Genomic DNA, 17904 nt, shown 5'->3' on the forward strand with positions numbered 1-17904 from the left:
ACTCATTAAGACTTTAGTTTATTTTTTACGTCCTACTGAAACTCAGTAAGACTTCACCAATGTCTTGCACAAGTGCCCACACAGATTGTCTGATATATTGTTAAAGAACAAAAATCCTTGCCTTTATTTTGCAAGGCTATTTCAACTTTTAAAAAGTGAAATGGTCGGCGAGATAGGATTTGAACCTACGACCCACTGGTCCCAAACCAGTTGCGCTACCAAGCTGCGCTACTCGCCGATTGCTACTTCTTAGCATAACTGACAAGAAGTAAATGGGGTGGCTAATGGGACTTGAACCCACGACAACCGGAATCACAATCCGGGGCTCTACCAACTGAGCTATAGCCACCATTGATGTTGACAAGCGTTAGCTGAATCAAATGCGAACGCATGGCGCGCTCGACAGGATTCGAACCTGAGACCTTTGGCTCCGGAGGCCAACGCTCTATCCAACTGAGCTACGAGCGCACATCGCGTCGTTGCGGGGCGCATATTAAGTGTTTCTGAATAACTTGTCTAGTGCTTTTTCGTTTTTTTTTCTCGCCTGCTGTTAAAATATGCAAATTGGCGATTATTTCCTAATTTTCTGTTTATTTTGCCTGCGCAATCATAATTTATTCGTCAAATAATAATACGCATATTTCAGCAGATTCACTTGTCTACGCCAACGTGTCGGTTGGCTTAATAAACGGTACAACCACTCTAAATTGGCTTTTTGCCAGATTAATGGCGCACGTTTAACTCTTCCGGTAAAAACATCATAAGTACCACCAACGCCCATATATAATGCTTGCGGATACGCCTGTTGGCACGCCTGCATAAACCGCTCTTGCTTTGGTGATCCCATTGCGACCGTGATAATTTTCGCACCACTGGCTTTAATTTTTTCGATTAATTCTGCTTGCTGCTCTGCTTTAAAATAGCCGTCTTGCGACCCGACTAAATTCACCTGCCATTGTGCTTTTAATTTTTGTTCGGTTTCTGCCAACACCGCCGGCTGCCCACCGACCAAAAATACCGGTGTCTGCAATTTTCCCGCCTTTTCCATCAAGGCATACCACAAATCACAGCCAGCCACCCGTTGCAAAGTGCGGTATTGCGGGTATTTTTTCTGAATGGATTTAACAATACTCATGCCGTCCGCATATTTAAATTCGGCATTCAGCAGCAGTTGCTTAATTTCCGGTTGTTTTTCAGCGGTGATAATTTTTTCTGCATTAATTGCAATTAACTTGCCTTGCTGCACGCCGTTTTCATGTAACAAAAAATCTAAAAAGGTGGTTTGATCTTTAACGGCTAAAATATCGATACCACGGATAGTTACTTTTTCCATTATTTTTCTACTCTCAAGATTTGATTAATTTTATTTGTACACTACCGGTTTGTCGAAACAGTAATACAATCACTTTTGCTAACAATACCGCAATGATAAAAATCAAGGCAAAGAACACAAAACGCGACACAAAGGCATCGATTCCTTCCCTGACTAAAACGATAATATTAAAGATATTGGCGAAGCAATAAGCTTGAATCAAGGCACCATTGCTACGCTGAAGTGCGGTTTTGCCGTATTGGTAAAAATAATCCATTGCCTTCAACAACCAGCCACACAACAGCGCGCCCAACACCATCAACGGTACGCCCCCCATAATTAAAAATGATCCGAGCAGCGTTGGTGAAATCGCCAGCCCCGCATAATAATTCAGCACTTCCCAGGTAAAATAGTTGGCGGAATTAACCACTAAATCCGGACGATTTTCCCATAATCCTTTAGGAATAAAGACATAAAAATCACGGATAATCGGCGCCAATCCTTGGAATTCAATCTTTTGGTAATACGAGAACAGCAGTGCTAGATTTTCCCATGGCGAAAAGGTATCGCGGGTTAAATACAAAAAGGTATAAAACGCCTCACTGCCACTGACATCCAAACCGTAACGTGCCAATGCTAATCCGAACATCGCCACAATCGCTACCCCACCGGCAATTGCCAACGTCATGATTGAAATATAATTCTTGCTGATGCCGATGAAGAAGAAAATTGCCACTGCCAGCGCGATATTGGCACGAGTTCCGCCCACCAATAAATAGGTCAACACACCGAAACTCACGCCAAACAATAAAAATAACAGCCAGTTTAGCTTGCTCGGTTTCAAGAAATAGAAAATCAACAGCGCCGGTAAAAAGAAGTAGAAAAAGCGTTTAAGTGCGGTTCCGCTGACGCTTTGTGAGAAAATTTGGCTGTAGCTGTCAAGTTTGAACAACAAAAAGCCGTTAAAACTGAAAAACAGACCGATGGTCACCAATGCCACCAAAAGTAATATCACACCGGCGATAATCGCTTCTGAAGCGGAATATTGGCGAGCGGTTGCGACAGTGACAGTTACTGGTTGAATTTTACCTGGTAGCAACCGCACTTGATATGCCACATAATACAGCAGATAAAATATCAGCGCTGAAAATTGAGTTATAAACAGGATCTCAAACGGCAGCAACGGCACATTGAAACCGAATGCCAGCACCATGCTAAACGGAAAGCCTAAATAAAACGTCAGTAAATAAACCAAAGTGAATAATAGATGAAAAGAAAACCGCACTTTTTTGAATGATTGATAGGCTAAATAGCCAATCAAGATCACCGAAAAAGTGTAAAGCAGCACCAAAATGCTAAGTTGAGCTAAGGTTAACATAGTTGATCTCTTATTTTTGTGCCAGTTTTTGCAGCAGTTCCAGCCAGCCTTGAACAAAGTTCGGTGCGAAAAAATCAATCCGACTTTTATCCAATTGTGCCAACCGCACTTTGGCGCGATTTAAGCTTTCGCGGCTGACCTCCGCCAACTCGACAAACGGGATTTGCTGTTGTTGCATATCCAGACAAAACGGATTTTCGCAGTTCAGCACCAACGGAATATTAAATTGTGTCAATAAACAAATCGTGCCGATACCCTGCTGGCGAGAAAAAATAAAATAGCCGGCATCACATTGTGCCAGCATGGATAAATAGTCTTGAAAATCAATCCGCTGTTCAAACACCGTGACCGCACTTGCAGCAAACAATTCAGCGGCTTTATTTTTAACTTTATTGATATATTCTTGATTATTTTCGGGGTAACCCATTGGGATCAAAATCTGCACTTGATCGCCCAATTGCGCCTTAATGCGTTGTAACGCTTCTAGATGGCGGTTGGATTGATCGCCGGAATTGCCCAACAATATCGTCAACGGACGATCGCTAACCGCACTGGCTAAAGGCGGTTTTAAACTTGGATCCATTTTTGTCGGAAAATACAGTACTGTTTGTTCTGCATTCGGATTAATTTGCTTGAACCGTTGCAAATCACCGACGGTAGCAAACACATGGCGTAATTTTTTCTGTGCCATACGCCGCAGCGGGTAAAACAGTTTGAATTGCAGTTGGTTGGAATCTTCATACAAATCTGCCCCCCAAATATGCCAACCGATGCGATCCAGCGGTAATTTATTGCATAATATCGCCAGCCACAAGCCAACATTGAACTGTCCATGCAGCAGATAGAAAGTATCTGACCGTTGTTTAACTTCTTTAAGTAAGAAGTCAGCCAGCGCTTTTTTGCTGGCAAAACGTTTCACTTCCGGCGGATCATTTTCACTGCCGCCGCCGACAATATAAAATGCCGCACGTGCTTGCGGTGGAATCCGTTCCCATAATTGTTCACGGAAAAACGCCATCACGGTTTGGTTATGGTGCGGAATATTCGAGCCCAAAATATGGCAAATTCTCATGATTGGTCCTTACTGCGGGTTGGTGGATGGTCGGCTCTTTTTAAGTAAAGTACAAAGCCGATAGCACACAGCATAAAATAACTGAAATAAGTGATCAAATACGACTGGGTTGCACCGACTGCGCCATTGAGCGGGATCAGCCAATAAGACGTGCCCAATAATAAAATAAACTGGCTAATTTCTGCCAAGACATACAGTTTTAATGCCGCTTTCGCCACGATCAGATAACCGAACACATACGCCGATACTTTAAACACATCGCCCAATAGTTGCCAGATAAACAGATTCTCCATCGGCAAAAACTGCTCAGAAAACAGAATCCGAATCACCAGCTCCCGCAACAGATAGATTGCTAGGCTAACCAACAACACCGTCGGCAGCACAAATTTTAATGCTTTGCCCACTTCGCGCTGAATTTGACAAGGATCGTTTAATTTGGCAAACGTCGGCAGCAAATATACCGAAAATGCAGCGGTGATAAATTGCAAATAGGCATCAGAAATCTTGCTGACGCCTTGCCATAAACCAACATCGTGCAGGCTATAAAATTCCAGCAGTCGATCACGCATGACAATATAAGCCACCGGCAACGTAATCGCAGTGATCAACACCATGCCGGAAAATTTGAGTAATTTTTTCGCTTGTTGAGACTCAAAGTGCGGTTTGAATAATCTCAATGAAAATGACTTTTTGAGAACAACGATCGCAGGCAAAAATGTGAGCGCCGGAATCAATGCCAAACCAATTAGTGCTCCTTGATAGCCCAAATAGTGCTGTGCCAGTAAAAACAGCAGCATACCTAACAGCGAGCCGATGATGATACTGAGCGCATTGGCTTTAGCATTGCGTTGTCCACGCAAGATCGCCAGAAAATAGTTGCTCAGGGCAATGCCGAATTGCAGCACCGCCAGCACTCGGATCACGCTTTGATAGCCGTTTTCGGCAAATAGAAAATCTGCAATCGGCACGGCGAAGCCGAACAGTAAAATGCCAACCAGTGCCGAAAACAGCAAGATAATCAATGAAGAGGTGGCTAACACCGCTTGTAACTGTGCGGGCTTTTCTTCATATTCCGCCACATATTTGGTCACACCGTTGAAGATTCCGCCGCCGGCAAATACGCCAAGCACGGTCAACAATGTCATGTAGTTAGCCGCACGCCCAACACCTTCGGTGCCAAACGCCACAGCCAGCAACTTGACGACCAGTAAGCCGACAAGAATTTTCACCAACGTGGACGAAGCTGTCCAGATAGTCGTACTTCCAAGTGATTTTTTCATAGCTACACTACCGCACTTTATCAGGGCTTAATATAGCACCAAGTGCGGTCACACTTATGCTTGCAAATACGCTATCACAACCGAAATCACCTTTTCCACTTCACTGTCCGTCATATTATAAAACAGCGGCAAACGCACCAAGCGCTCACTTTCTTGAGTGGTAAATTGATCTTCTCCCGCAAACCGCCCAAATTTTTCGCCCGCCGGACTGGAATGCAACGGCACATAGTGGAACACGCTCATAATCTCTGCCGCTTTCAGGGCATCAATGAATGAAGTACGGTCAGCCACATCATTCAGTTTTAGGTAGAACATATGCGCATTGTGCTGGCAATCCTGCGGAATCGACGGTAGCTCAACACGTTGACCGGCAAACGGTTGAAACGCCTGGTAATACTGCTGCCAGATGGCTAACCGACGTTGATTGATCGGCTCTGCCGCTTCCAGTTGTGCATACAGATATGCCGCTTGCAGATCCGACATCAAGAAACTGGATCCCATATCGCGCCAGGTATATTTATCCACTTGTCCACGGAAGAATTGGCTGCGGTTAGTCCCTTTTTCGCGGATAATCTCTGCACGTTCGATCAAACTTGCGTCATTCACTAGCGTTGCACCGCCTTCGCCACCGGCGGTGTAATTTTTGGTTTCATGGAAACTGTAACAACCGATATGCCCTATTGTGCCTAACGCTTTGCCTTTATAATTCGCCATCACGCCTTGCGCCGCATCTTCGATCACCCACAGTTTGTGTTTCTCGGCAAGCGCCATAATGGAATCCATTTCACACGCTACTCCGGCGTAATGTACTGGCACAATCGCTTTAGTTTTTGGTGTGATTGCGGCTTCAATCTTGCTCTCGTCCAAGTTCATGGTGTCGGGACGAATATCGACAAACACAATTTTTGCACCGCGCAACACAAACGCATTAGCGGTGGAAACAAACGTGTAGCTCGGCATAATTACTTCATCACCCGGCTGAATATCAATTAGCAGCGCCGCCATTTCTAACGAGGCGGTGCATGACGGAGTCAACAACACTTTTTTTGCGTTGAACTGCTGTTGCTGCCACTGTTCTGCCAATTTAGTGAACGGGCCGTCGCCACTGAGTTTGCCGGAGGTCAACGCTTTAGCGATTTGCTGCTGTTCGGTGCCGACAACCGGCGGTTTGTTAAATGGAATCATAATCTATCCTTTACTGCTTATAATGCTTATTCGTTTATTAGGGGCTGTTGATACTTGTTTATCATTTGAGCTATAGACATTTGAGCTATAGACGCTTTTTGGAATGATAAAACCAATAGCTGATCTGTTCGAGCCGTGCCTGTTTTTGGTAGAGGTTGATCGCTTGGCGGTTATTGGCTTGGGTGGCAATCCAAAGCTGTTGCTTTTGCTGCTGCAAACACCAGTTGACCGCACTTTGCAATAATTGCTTGGCAATGCCACGCCCTCTGGCGTGTTCAGCAACCGCCAACAAACCCACTCTGGCTTGGGCTGAGTCAATCGCGCGCAAGCTAATCGCCCCCTGAATTTCATTGTGTTGATTTTTCAGCAACAAACACAGATCATCAAATTGCGCCAACACCGCTTTACGAATCCAAGTGCGGTAAAAACGGCTGTTTTGCTCAGCGCTGAACCACGGCTGACGAAAACGGCTGCTTAAAAATGCACTGCTGAAAATCGCTTCCAATTGCTCAATGTCATCGATAGCGGCGATACTGAAACCTGAATCGCTTTGCATTCCCTGATTTAATGACAAGCAGAAATCCAACTCGCCTTCGACAAATTCAAAGCCTAAGCTTTGCAATTGGTGTATCTGCGACAATTGATCGGCGTGCAGTTTGCATTGCACCAGATCAAAATCGTGCCAAACCGCACTTCCTTGATTAAATTCAAGCTTGTTAAATTCAGGCGAAAGTGCGGTCTGCGCTGGCAAAAATTGCAATTTTGCAATCCGTTGCCCGAAAAATTCACTTTCCCACTGATTGCTGATCAGCTCAAAACCGCACTTTGCCATGTTGCTTAGCGTCTCCAAATTCCACGGGTATCAATCACCCATTGCTGCTGAATTTGTTGCGGCGCAACCGCTTTAAATTGTTTATGATCGACCAATAACACCAAAATATCCGCTTCGGTTAAGGCTTGATCCAATTCAGTTAATTGCACCTTTTGTTGTAGTTGCGCCGATAATTTTTCAATATTCGGCTCTACCGCCAACACTTTGCCCACATGCCATTCGGCCAATTCTGCGGTAATTTCCACTGCCGGGCTTTCCCGCAAATCGTCGATATCCGGTTTGAATGCCAAACCCAAACAGGCAATCGTGATCTCTGACGCCTTACAATCACGTTGTGTTACGGCTTCAGCCAGCGCCTGTTTAACCTGCTCGATCACCCAGTGCGGTTTATAGTCGTTGACTTCACGAGCAGTGCGGATCAACCTTGCCTGCTCCGGACTTTGTGCCACGATAAACCACGGATCCACTGCAATGCAGTGTCCGCCGACGCCAGCGCCCGGCTGCAAAATATTCACACGCGGGTGACGATTCGCCAGCTTAATCAGTTCCCAAACACTGATTTTCAAATGATCACAGATCAGCGACAGTTCGTTGGCAAACGCAATATTGACATCACGAAAGCTGTTTTCAGTCAGTTTGCACATTTCCGCAGTACGCGCGTTAGTTACAATACATTCACCTTTGACGAATAATTGGTACAAACGTGCTGCTTGCTCGGCGCAAGCTGGTGATAAACCACCGATTACGCGATCATTAGAGAATAATTCTTGCATAATTTTGCCCGGCAGCACACGCTCCGGACAATACGCCAGTTTAATATCTGCTTGGTCGCCTGCTTGTGATGGAAAACTTAAATCAGGACGTAATTCTATCAACCACTGCTCTACCTGTTCGGTGGCACCAACCGGTGAAGTCGATTCCAGCACCACCAAATTGCCTTTTTGCAACACCGGCGCAATATTTTTTGTCGCTGATTCGACATAACTCAAATCCGGCTGATAATGGTCTTTAAACGGGGTTGGCACGGCAATTAAAAAAGCATCGGCTGGCAGCACTTTAGTACTGGCCGTCAACAGTCCTTGTTCAACCGCACTTTTCACTGCCACATCTAAATCAGGTTCAACAATATGAATTTTGCCTTGATTGATGGTATCCACCGCATAGCGGTTCAGATCCACACCCAACACGCGTTTACCACTGCTGGCAAATGCGGTCGCCGTCGGCAAGCCGATATACCCTAAACCGATGACCGAAATTGTATTAAATTCTGTACTCATAACCTTTTACTCTAACTGGCTGTTATGCCAAAAATTGTTTAATGGCGGTAATGATTCTTTCGCAAGCCTTACCGTCGCCATAAGGATTATTGGCTTTTGCCATGCTTTGATAGTGCAATGGCTCGTTCAATAATCGCTCAACCTCTGTGATGATCCGTTGCGGATCAGTGCCGACCAAGCGTACCGTCCCGGCTTGCACCGCTTCCGGGCGTTCGGTGGTCTCACGCATCACCAACACCGGTTTGCCCAGTGACGGCGCTTCTTCCTGAATCCCACCTGAGTCGGTCAAGATCAGGTAGGCACTGTTCATCAAATAAACAAACGGCAGGTAGTCCTGCGGTTCTATCAAAAATACATTGTCCATGCCCGATAACCAGCGTTCGACCGGCTCGCGCACATTCGGATTCATATGCACCGGATAAACCACCTGAATATCAGCATGATTTTTTGCCAAACTGGCAATGCTTTGACAAATGCGTTCAAAGCCAGCGCCAAAACTTTCACGGCGGTGTCCGGTGACTAACACTAATTTTTTCTGTGGATCCAAAAACGGGTAGCGCTGCGCTAATTGTGTTGAAAGTGCGGTATCTGCCGCCAATTTTTGTTTGACCCACAACAACGCATCAATCACGGTATTCCCCGTGACCACGATACTGCCGCTCGGTTTGTTTTCCTCTAACAGATTCTGCTGCGAACTCAACGTCGGCGCAAAATGGTAACTGGCAATCGCACCGGTCAGACAACGGTTGCCCTCCTCCGGCCATGGCGAATAGATATTGCCGGTACGCAAGCCTGCTTCAACATGCCCCACTTTAATCTGTTGGTAATAACACGCCAAACTGGTGGCAAATGTGGTCGTGGTGTCGCCGTGTACCAGCACTAAATCCGGTTTAAATTCGCTTAATACCGGCTTCAACTCCTGCAAGATGCGCACACTGATATCAGTCAGATCCTGCCCGGCTTTCATGATATTCAAGTCATAATCCGGTACCAGTTCAAACAGGTTCAGCACTTGATCCAACATTTGACGGTGTTGGGCGGTGACACACACTTTCGCTTCAATTTGTGGATCATCCGCTAACGCTTGTGCCAACGGCGCCATTTTAATCGCTTCCGGACGGGTGCCGAAAACCGTTAATATTTTGAATTTTTTCATATTAAAAATCTTCACCTATTTGTTGCTAGCGGCATATTGCCTTAACGCCAAAATAATCGCCAGCGCAGAACCTAACAATAGTGCAGCAAAGGCCGCTGCCAAGATCCACAACATTGCGTTCGGACTGCTCGGAGATAACGGCTGTGCCGGCGTTTTCAAGTAGTGAAAAGCACTGAATTGATTATCCAACGGCTGCACCGACGTCATCATCGCCAATTTGCTCTGCCAAACCGAAGCCGGCACAATATTGCCTCGCTGATCTTGTTCCAACTTGTTGCTGACTGCCAAGTTGACTTGATCAAACAGAGTTTTCCATTGGCTGATCAAACGGGTATATTCGGTCTGACGGGTCGTAATATTGGCGTATGCCACAAATGCCGTCAATAGCTCTGCCGCCTGTTTCGGATTGTTCAAGGTCAGCTCAAGTTTATCATTGCTGTTATTGCGCGCATTGCCTTCGACAAAATTGACGCTGGTGATCAGGCTTTCCAACAAACCGTCGTCATGATTTTTATCACCAGTCATCATCTGTTTATAATAATCTGTGCTGAGCCAGAAGTTTTTCAAAACATCATAAGATTTAACCTGTTGGACAAACTGTTGATAAACCGATTGCGGCAGGGTCAGCGGTTCAGCATTGACTGCATTACCACTTAGCGTTTGCTGCGGTTGAACAGCACTTGAGTCAGCCGAAATCAAGTTGTACATATTGTACAGCGCATAATAATTGCCCAATTCATTTTCTCGCGGGGCTTCAATATAGGCTTCTGCACGCCAAGAGGGTTTTACAACAAAAGCAGTTACAACATAGGCTAGTGCAGCTGCCCCCCCCATTAATAGCAGAATTAACCAGCTTTTGCGCCAAAGAATAGTGACAAATGCAAGCAGATCAAGCTGTTCTATTTGTTGAGACTGTTGCGGCGCATGTTGCCGAGATGGGTTATGTTCCGACATAAAAAAATCCTTTTTTATGGTAAGCGTTATGGTTTCAAATGTGTCTTTTTATAACGTGATGCACGGCGACGCATCCGTTTAATCAAGCGGGTGACGCGCCAAGCTCGGGCGATGGAGTAATAATAAATAAAAAACAGTAGGATAAACAGGGCAAACATAATCCATTCGTCAATATAATAGATTTCCCCCAAAATACCAAAACCGGCAAATAACGCAGCAACGAAGGTAATCAAAAACAGTGCTTGGCGTGAGCTTAAACCGGCACGCATCATCAGATGGTGCAAATGCAGGCGATCGGGACGAAACGGACTTTTCCCTTGACGCAAACGGCGAAAAATCACCGCTACCATATCAATCAATGGAATAGCAATCACCCAAAGTGCGGTCACCGGATTAATCGGATGCCCGCTGCCCTGAGTGCTGAGCAACAAAATCCAAATCACTGTAAAACCAATTAAGGTGCTGCCGGAGTCGCCCATAAACACTTTGTTTTTTACACCAAATGCGCCCAAATTAAACAGCGCATACGGCAAAATAACCAAAATAAGAGCCAAACACCACACTGCTAAATTGATCTGCCCGTCCAGCAACATCAACAATGCCACTGCGCCGAAAGTCACACTGGACAAACCGCCGAGCAAACCGTCAATGCCGTCGATCATATTAAACGCATTGATCACCGCCAAAGTAATCAACACCGTGACCACAAACGAGAGTGAGCCCAATTGCAGTTGGAATGGACCGATAATCTGCCCCAACGAAGCCAATTCAAGATGGGCATAGTGAATCATCATGCCGGCAAGAATAATCTGAATCACCGCCCTTAAAAACGGGCTAATGTCGAATCGATCGTCAAACACCCCGACCACCAGCAACACGGTAACACAGAACAGATAAAGATAAGGAAAGCGCATCTCATTCCATTGCAGCAGATAAAAGCTGAGATTACCAATAAATAGCGCGATACCGCCGATCAACGGAATCGCCCCTTGATGGCGTTTGCGGTAATTAGGTTTATCGACCAAGCCGACTTTTTGTGCTAAAGGACGAATAAAAACGAGAACGCTAAATGAAACGATAAAAGGCAGTAATAATGATAGCCACATATAAAACTTCATTTTCCTGAATTAGGAGTTATAGGATACGGTCTTCATGACCATCTCTAACCAACAGCAATGCTACTATAATCGTGCTATTTTTGCTGTTCTAAATTGCGCAAGAATAGCATAAAGATAAATTCAGTCGAGAATCTTTTTTTATTTCTACATAAAAAAGGGCAATTTAAAGTACAATAACCTACTCAAATCCGTTATCTGATTAAATAGGAATCACCTTGATGAACCATTCTGAACAATTATTTCAACAAGCACAACAGCGCATTCCCGGCGGTGTCAACTCGCCAGTGCGCGCCTTTAAAGGGGTTGGCGGCACACCGTTATTTATCGAAAAAGCTGACGGTGCCTATATTTATGACAGCGACGGGCAAAAATATATCGATTATGTCGGCTCATGGGGCCCGATGATTCTAGGGCATAACCACCCCGCCATTCGCAATGCCGTGATCGACACTGCACAAAAAGGCTTGAGTTTTGGTGCACCGACCGCGCTTGAGATAGAACTGGCAGAGCTGGTTTGCCGATTGATTCCGTCGATTGAGATGGTGCGTATGGTCAGCTCCGGCACCGAAGCCACCATGTCCGCCATTCGCTTAGCACGCGGCTACACCCAACGCGATAAAATCATCAAATTCGAAGGCTGTTATCACGGCCACGCCGATGCGTTGCTGGTGAAAGCCGGTTCTGGCGCCTTAACCTTAGGGCAACCGAGCTCGCCCGGTGTACCTGCTGATTTCACCAAACACACCCACGTCTGCCAATATAACGATTTGGATTCGGTTAAACAGGCATTTGCGCAATATCCGAACGAGATTGCTTGTATTATCGTGGAACCTGTTGCCGGCAATATGAACTGCGTACCACCGAAAGACGGCTTTTTGCAAGGACTACGCCAGCTGTGCGATCAATACGGTGCATTACTGATTATCGACGAGGTGATGACTGGCTTCCGTGTCGCATTAGGCGGTGCACAAACGCATTATAATGTGAAACCTGATCTTACCTGTTTAGGCAAAGTGATCGGCGGCGGTATGCCGGTCGGCGCCTTCGGTGGCAAAAAAGCGATTATGCAACACCTCGCCCCCATCGGCCCGGTTTACCAAGCCGGCACGCTCTCCGGCAATCCGATTGCGATGGCAGCAGGGCTGGCTTGCCTCACCGAATTAGCCAAGTGCGGTAACGAACAAAAATTAGCCGATTTAACCCGCTGGCTTGCCGAAGGCTTAAAACAGCGCGCCGCCAAACACCATATCCCATTGGTAGTCAATTATGTTGGTGGGATGTTCGGTATCTATTTCACGGAACAAAACGAGGTCACCAGCTATCAACAAGTGATGGCGTGCGACAGCGAACGCTTCAAACAGTTCTTTCACGCCATGCTGGAAAAAGGTATTTACCTCGCCCCATCCGCCTTTGAAGCCGGTTTTATGTCACTGGCACACAGCGAAGCGGATATCGAAAAAACACTAGATGCCGCTGAAGCCTGCTTTGCACAGTGGAATTAATAGCCTTAATCCAGATCTGAGCCGTTTCGCTGAAACGGCTTTAAGCTACGATAGGCACGGCAAGAGAAAGACAAGAAAAAGCCAGTAAAACGTTGATTTTACTGGCTTTATTTAACTTTTTCGTTAGCCTGCTAAAGGCTACGAGATAGATTTTGGTGCCTTGGGCGGGATTTGAACCCGCACATCCTATGGACACTACCCCCTCAAGATAGCGTGTCTACCAATTCCACCACCAAGGCGTTTAACGATTATTGAGGAATATCACTGTTCGGTTTGGTTGACGGTACATCCAACGCCGGAGCGGTGGTATTTTGCTGCAAACTTTGCGCTTCGTTGCTCAGATCATCAAAAGTACCTTGTGGCGCTTGGCGGTGCGTGTTGATATTGCCAATAACCAACGCAATCACAAAAAACAGAATCGCAAAAATCGCAGTGGTGCGTGATAAAAAGTTCGCTGAGCCTGCTGCGCCAAAGATAGTGCCTGAAGCGCCTGATCCGAAAGAAGCACCCATATCTGCGCCTTTGCCTTGCTGCAACAGGATAAAGCCGATTAACACAATCGATACCACAATATAGGCGATAATTAAAATTTCGTACATAATTCTCTACACTTGATTTATAGCCCTGTCGATGACAAAGCCAAAATAATTAAATTTAACTTGTGCATACTAGCGAAAGGCTGAAAGCTGTGCAAGTTTATTTTTTGAAATCGTTTTTAACTGATTTAATTTCAATCAACCATACCGGTAAAAGATCAACAGACCCTACAATCTCAATAAAACCGCACTTTACCGTACCGTTTTAATTATTCGCTCCTTGTATCGCCAGCAGCACCCGTTTATCCGAAATCGGATATGCAGTACCAAGTTGCTGGGCGAACAGGCTGACCCGCAGTTCTTCAATCATATAACGGATTTCTAAAATTTCATCGTTTATCGGCTGTGATTTCGGCAGTTTTGCCAACAATTGCTGATAGGCTTGGCTGACGGCTTCCACTCGTAGCATATTGGCACGATCACGGTTGACATCTTGCAGCAGTTTATCCAGCCGTTTATCAATCGCTTGCAAATAGCGCAGCAGATCCGGCAGCCGTTTAACGCCGTTGCGCTGCACAAAGCCGGGATGAATCAGCCCTGCCAATTGCGCTTTAATATCCGACAACGCAAATGCCATGGTGAAATCCATTTTGCCTTTCAGACGCTTGTTGATTGCAAAAGTCAGGGTTAAAATCTGCTCAACCTGTTTGGCGATTTCTACCGTGGTTTCATTCAAATTTTCCCGCACATTATCGCGCAAACGCTGAAATTCCGCTTCTTGCCACACTACTCCGCCAAAATCTTGCACCAATTTATCGACCGCTGCGGCGATACAGTCGTCGATCAGCTCCAACACGCGCCCGAATGGGGTGAAATACAAGCCCAGTTTGGATTTGTTCGGCAGTTTTTCATGCAGATATTTAATCGGTGACGGTACGTTCAATAACAATAAACGGCGTAGTCCCTGCTGCATCGAACGCTGCTGTTCAAATTCGGTTTCAAACAGTTTGATCCCGACCGAATCCTGCTCGTCAACCAGCGCCGGATAAGCTTTCACGCTGTAGCCACGCTTTTTCTGCTGGTAAAAGTGCGGTAGCGTATCAAAATTCCAGATATGAATGCCGCTCTGTTCAATGCCGTCGTCCGCCACCGCCGATAAGGTTTGCTGCACCTGATCTTTCAGCTCAAATTTCAGCTGATCCAAATCGGTGCTTTCCCGTACTTTGCGCCCGTTGTCGTCAATCACCCGAAACGTGATCTTCAAGTGCGGTTCCAGTTGCGCCGCCTGCCATAATTCCAGATCAACCGTCACGCCCGTCATGCGACGCAGTTCGTATTGCAGGCTTTCCAACAGCGGTTTTGCCAACGGTTCGGCACGCCCCAAAAATGCCTCGGCATAGTTCGGCGCTGGCACAAAATTACGCCGCACCGCTTTCGGCAACGCTTTGATCAGGCTGATCACCAATTCGCGCCTCAAACCCGGAATCTGCCAATCAAAACCTTGCGGCTCAACCTGATTCAGCAACGCCAACGGAATATGCACCGTGACCCCGTCTGCTTCGCTGCCCGGCTCAAATTGGTAACTGAGTTTCAGCTTTAAATTGCCCTGCTGCCAAAAATTCGGGAAATCCAACTGGCTGACGGTTTGCGCATCTTCATTGGTGAGAAACGATTTTTCAAAATTCAACAATTCCGGATCACGCTGCTGTGTTTTTTTCCACCAACTGTCAAAATGCTTTTGCGACACCACTTCTTGCCCGACTCGTTGATCGTAAAATTCAAACAGTTGCCGCTCATCGACCAAAATATCACGCCGACGGCTTTTGTGTTCCAGCTCTTCAATTTCACGAATCAAACGCAGATTCTGGTGGAAAAATTTATGTTTGGTATTCCAATTGCCCTCGACCAATGCCGCTTGAATAAAGATTTCGCGGCTCTCCTGCGGATCGATATTGCCGTAATTGATCGGGCGGTTTGCCACAATCGGAATGCCGTACAACACCACTTTTTCATTGGCGATTACCGCACCTTTGCTTTTTTCCCAATGCGGTTCGGCATAACTGGATTTGGTCAAATGTCCGGCCAACGGTTCGATCCATTCCGGCTCGATCTTCGCCAGCATCCGCCCCCACAATTTTGAGGTTTCTACCAATTCGGATGCTATTAACCATTTCGGATTTTTCTTAAACAGCACCGAATTAGGGAATACGGCAAAATGGGTGTTGCGTGCCCCCAAATACTGCTGCTTTTCCGCCTCTTTCAGCCCGATATGCGACAGCAAACCAGTCAACAGCGCACGGTGAATCGAAGCATAATCCGCTTCAGTTGAATTGATATGCAGTCCCATTTCACGCACGCTCAAGCGCAGTTGATGATAAATATCCTGCCACTCACGTAAGCGCAGATAATTTAGGTATTCACTTTTGCATAAACGGCGGAATTGATTGTTACTCAAGGCTTTCTGTTGTTCTTGCAGATAATTCCACAAATTGATAAACGCCAAGAAATCCGATTGTTCATCGGCAAAACGGCGGTGTTTTTCATCGGCCGCCTGCTGTTTTTCTTGCGGGCGTTCGCGCGGATCTTGGATTGACAATGCCGCCACGATAATCATCATTTCACGCAAACAACCGAATTTTGCCGCACTCAACACCATTTTCGCCAAGCGTGGATCGACCGGCAACGCCGCCAACTGCTTACCGTCGGCAGTCAATTGCCGCTGTTCGCCTTTTTTGCTTTTGACCACAGCGAAAGCTTGCAGCTCTTCCAGCAGTTTGATGCCGTCTTGAATATAACGGCGATCCGGCGCATCGACAAACGGGAACGATTCAATATCGTCCAGCCCAAGTGCGGTCATTTGCAAGATGACCGAAGCAAGATTGGTACGCAAAATTTCCGGATCGGTAAATTCAGGGCGGGCATTGAAATCCTCTTCGGAATACAGCCGAATACAAATCCCTTCGGATACCCGACCACAACGCCCTTTGCGCTGGTTGGCGGAAGCCTGCGAAATCGCTTCAATCGGCAGCCGCTGCACCTTAGTGCGGTAGCTGTAACGTGAAATCCGTGCGGTGCCGGGGTCGATCACATATTTGATGCCCGGCACCGTGAGCGAGGTTTCCGCCACATTGGTCGCCAACACAATCCGATTCAGACCACTGGGACGGAAAATCCGGTTCTGCTCCTGCGCCGATAAACGGGCATACAGCGGCAGGATTTCCGTATGGCGCAACTGCTGTTTTTGCAACGCATCGGCGGTATCGCGAATTTCCCGTTCGCCACTGAGGAAAATCAAAATATCGCCACGTCCTTCCGCTTGCAATTCGTCGACCGCATTCAAAATGCCTTGAATCTGATCTTGATCTTCCTCCTCGACCAGCGGGCGATAGCGCACTTCCACCGGATAGGTACGCCCGGAAACCTCGATAATCGGCGCATTGTTGAAATGCAGCGAAAACCGTTCCACATCAATGGTTGCCGAGGTGATAATCAGTTTTAAATCGGGACGTTTCGGCAACAGCTGTTTCAGATAACCAAGAATAAAATCATTGTTCAAGCTGCGTTCATGCGCTTCGTCGATAATCAAGGTATCGTATTGATTCAGGTAACGATCGGTTTGAATCTCCGCCAGCAGAATCCCGTCGGTCATCAATTTGACCCGGCTGTTGTCGCTGACTTGATCGCTGAACCGCACTTTGTAGCCGACCAAATCACCCAGCTCAGTTTTCAGCTCTTCGGCAATTCGTGCTGCTACCGCCCGTGCCGCAATCCGCCGTGGTTGAGTATGCCCAATTATGCCTTTTGTGCCTAAGCCCAACTCCAGACACATTTTCGGCAACTGGGTGGTTTTGCCCGAGCCGGTTTCGCCGGCAATCACCACCACTTGATGTTCGGCAATAGTTTTTAAAATCTCAGCACGGCGTTGACTAACCGGCAAATCCGCTGGATATTCGATCGCAAGTGCGGTCTGACGCTGTGCCAACCGCACTTTCGCCGTCGCAATCGCCTGCTCGATCTCGGCAGCTACCGCACTTTGCGCCTGTTCATTTTTGATATTGTTCAGCCCGTAAATCCGTGAGCTCAAACGACGCTTATCCGCCAACATCAGCTCACCCAACGTATCAAGCAAGTTTTTTTGTAGCGGAGTTAAGGCAGGTTTCTGCCGCTTAAAGTGCGGTTTTTTGTTTTTTGGATTTTGCAAAATGGTTCTCTATCTTAATTTTATTCGTTATAAAAAAGCCAAAATCAAATTATAGATAACCCTCAATATTGCGTTTGGATTGTAGGGGCGGATTGTATATC

13 protein-coding genes and 4 tRNA genes are annotated in these 17904 nt (G+C 46.5%); 1 reads left to right on the forward strand and 16 read right to left on the reverse strand.

Translation table 11 applies throughout. The annotated features are described in order from the left end of the window. Nucleotides 1-161 precede the first annotated feature (161 nt). The 13 genes from FHQ30_RS11430 to wecA all read right to left on the reverse strand — a co-directional run bounded on the left by FHQ30_RS11430 (nucleotide 162) and on the right by wecA (nucleotide 11552). Nucleotides 162-238 (reverse strand) — tRNA-Pro (locus FHQ30_RS11430). 35 nt (nucleotides 239-273) lie between these two features. Further along, nucleotides 274-349: transfer RNA gene (locus FHQ30_RS11435), tRNA-His, on the reverse strand. A gap of 42 nt (nucleotides 350-391) precedes the next feature. After that, nucleotides 392-468, reverse strand: a tRNA-Arg gene (locus tag FHQ30_RS11440). A 139-nt stretch (nucleotides 469-607) separates the two neighbouring features. Then, complete coding sequence (gene wecG / locus FHQ30_RS11445) at nucleotides 608-1336, reverse strand: lipopolysaccharide N-acetylmannosaminouronosyltransferase (protein ID WP_139610567.1); 729 nt, start codon at nucleotides 1334-1336, stop codon at nucleotides 608-610. Between the two features lie 10 nt (nucleotides 1337-1346). Next, nucleotides 1347-2690: an ECA oligosaccharide polymerase gene (gene wzyE / locus FHQ30_RS11450; RefSeq protein ID WP_139610566.1), complete on the reverse strand. Its 1344-nt coding sequence runs from the start codon at nucleotides 2688-2690 to the stop codon at nucleotides 1347-1349. Nucleotides 2691-2700: 10 nt separating this feature from the next. Beyond that, the gene (locus FHQ30_RS11455) at nucleotides 2701-3762 is read right to left on the reverse strand and encodes a TDP-N-acetylfucosamine:lipid II N-acetylfucosaminyltransferase family protein (protein WP_139610565.1); all 1062 of its coding nucleotides are present in this window, start codon (nucleotides 3760-3762) and stop codon (nucleotides 2701-2703) included. After that, nucleotides 3759-5042, reverse strand: coding sequence for a lipid III flippase WzxE (gene wzxE / locus FHQ30_RS11460; RefSeq protein ID WP_139610564.1), 1284 nt, complete (start codon nucleotides 5040-5042; stop codon nucleotides 3759-3761). Before wzxE ends, FHQ30_RS11455 begins: the two co-directional genes overlap by 4 nt. Before the next feature lie 54 nt (nucleotides 5043-5096). Continuing rightward, nucleotides 5097-6230, reverse strand: a complete 1134-nt coding sequence (gene rffA, locus FHQ30_RS11465; protein WP_267963758.1) for a dTDP-4-amino-4,6-dideoxygalactose transaminase — start codon at nucleotides 6228-6230, stop codon at nucleotides 5097-5099. An 82-nt stretch (nucleotides 6231-6312) separates the two neighbouring features. Beyond that, the gene (rffC, locus tag FHQ30_RS11470; protein ID WP_139610562.1) at nucleotides 6313-7059 is read right to left on the reverse strand and encodes a dTDP-4-amino-4,6-dideoxy-D-galactose acyltransferase; all 747 of its coding nucleotides are present in this window, start codon (nucleotides 7057-7059) and stop codon (nucleotides 6313-6315) included. A gap of 5 nt (nucleotides 7060-7064) precedes the next feature. Beyond that, on the reverse strand, nucleotides 7065-8336 hold the full coding sequence (gene wecC / locus FHQ30_RS11475; RefSeq protein WP_139610561.1) for a UDP-N-acetyl-D-mannosamine dehydrogenase: 1272 nt from the start codon (nucleotides 8334-8336) through the stop codon (nucleotides 7065-7067). 22 nt (nucleotides 8337-8358) lie between these two features. Next, entirely contained in the window at nucleotides 8359-9492 is a 1134-nt protein-coding gene (wecB, locus tag FHQ30_RS11480; protein WP_139610560.1) for a non-hydrolyzing UDP-N-acetylglucosamine 2-epimerase, read from the reverse strand. 15 nt (nucleotides 9493-9507) lie between these two features. Next, nucleotides 9508-10446: a Wzz/FepE/Etk N-terminal domain-containing protein gene (locus tag FHQ30_RS11485; RefSeq protein ID WP_139610559.1), complete on the reverse strand. Its 939-nt coding sequence runs from the start codon at nucleotides 10444-10446 to the stop codon at nucleotides 9508-9510. Nucleotides 10447-10472: 26 nt separating this feature from the next. Continuing rightward, nucleotides 10473-11552, reverse strand: a complete 1080-nt coding sequence (gene wecA, locus FHQ30_RS11490) for a UDP-N-acetylglucosamine--undecaprenyl-phosphate N-acetylglucosaminephosphotransferase (RefSeq protein WP_132964161.1) — start codon at nucleotides 11550-11552, stop codon at nucleotides 10473-10475. A gap of 230 nt (nucleotides 11553-11782) precedes the next feature. Here wecA and hemL point away from each other — a divergent pair, with 230 nt between their 5' ends. Beyond that, nucleotides 11783-13066: a glutamate-1-semialdehyde 2,1-aminomutase gene (gene hemL, locus FHQ30_RS11495; protein ID WP_139610558.1), complete on the forward strand. Its 1284-nt coding sequence runs from the start codon at nucleotides 11783-11785 to the stop codon at nucleotides 13064-13066. 153 nt (nucleotides 13067-13219) lie between these two features. Here hemL and FHQ30_RS11500 read toward each other — a convergent pair. The 3 genes from FHQ30_RS11500 to hrpA form a co-directional block, all read right to left on the reverse strand. Then, nucleotides 13220-13305: transfer RNA gene (locus FHQ30_RS11500), tRNA-Leu, on the reverse strand. Between the two features lie 9 nt (nucleotides 13306-13314). After that, the gene (gene secG / locus FHQ30_RS11505; RefSeq protein WP_132964165.1) at nucleotides 13315-13665 is read right to left on the reverse strand and encodes a preprotein translocase subunit SecG; all 351 of its coding nucleotides are present in this window, start codon (nucleotides 13663-13665) and stop codon (nucleotides 13315-13317) included. A gap of 202 nt (nucleotides 13666-13867) precedes the next feature. After that, the gene (gene hrpA, locus FHQ30_RS11510; protein ID WP_267963757.1) at nucleotides 13868-17731 is read right to left on the reverse strand and encodes an ATP-dependent RNA helicase HrpA; all 3864 of its coding nucleotides are present in this window, start codon (nucleotides 17729-17731) and stop codon (nucleotides 13868-13870) included. Nucleotides 17732-17904 lie beyond the last annotated feature (173 nt).

Origin of the sequence: Testudinibacter sp. 'clade 2' (assembly GCF_006227735.1) — a bacterium.
GTDB lineage: Bacteria > Pseudomonadota > Gammaproteobacteria > Enterobacterales > Pasteurellaceae > Chelonobacter.

Coding starts and splice junctions, on each gene's coding strand:
- wzyE (WP_139610566.1), bottom strand. CDS start 2,690: ATGTTAACCTTAGCTCAACTTAGCATTTTGGTGCTGCTTTACACTTTT.
- FHQ30_RS11455 (WP_139610565.1), bottom strand. CDS start 3,762: ATGAGAATTTGCCATATTTTGGGCTCGAATATTCCGCACCATAACCAA.
- wzxE (WP_139610564.1), bottom strand. CDS start 5,042: ATGAAAAAATCACTTGGAAGTACGACTATCTGGACAGCTTCGTCCACG.
- rffC (WP_139610562.1), bottom strand. CDS start 7,059: ATGGCAAAGTGCGGTTTTGAGCTGATCAGCAATCAGTGGGAAAGTGAA.
- wecC (WP_139610561.1), bottom strand. CDS start 8,336: ATGAGTACAGAATTTAATACAATTTCGGTCATCGGTTTAGGGTATATC.
- wecB (WP_139610560.1), bottom strand. CDS start 9,492: ATGAAAAAATTCAAAATATTAACGGTTTTCGGCACCCGTCCGGAAGCG.
- FHQ30_RS11485 (WP_139610559.1), bottom strand. CDS start 10,446: ATGTCGGAACATAACCCATCTCGGCAACATGCGCCGCAACAGTCTCAA.
- wecA (WP_132964161.1), bottom strand. CDS start 11,552: ATGTGGCTATCATTATTACTGCCTTTTATCGTTTCATTTAGCGTTCTC.
- hemL (WP_139610558.1), top strand. CDS start 11,783: ATGAACCATTCTGAACAATTATTTCAACAAGCACAACAGCGCATTCCC.
- secG (WP_132964165.1), bottom strand. CDS start 13,665: ATGTACGAAATTTTAATTATCGCCTATATTGTGGTATCGATTGTGTTA.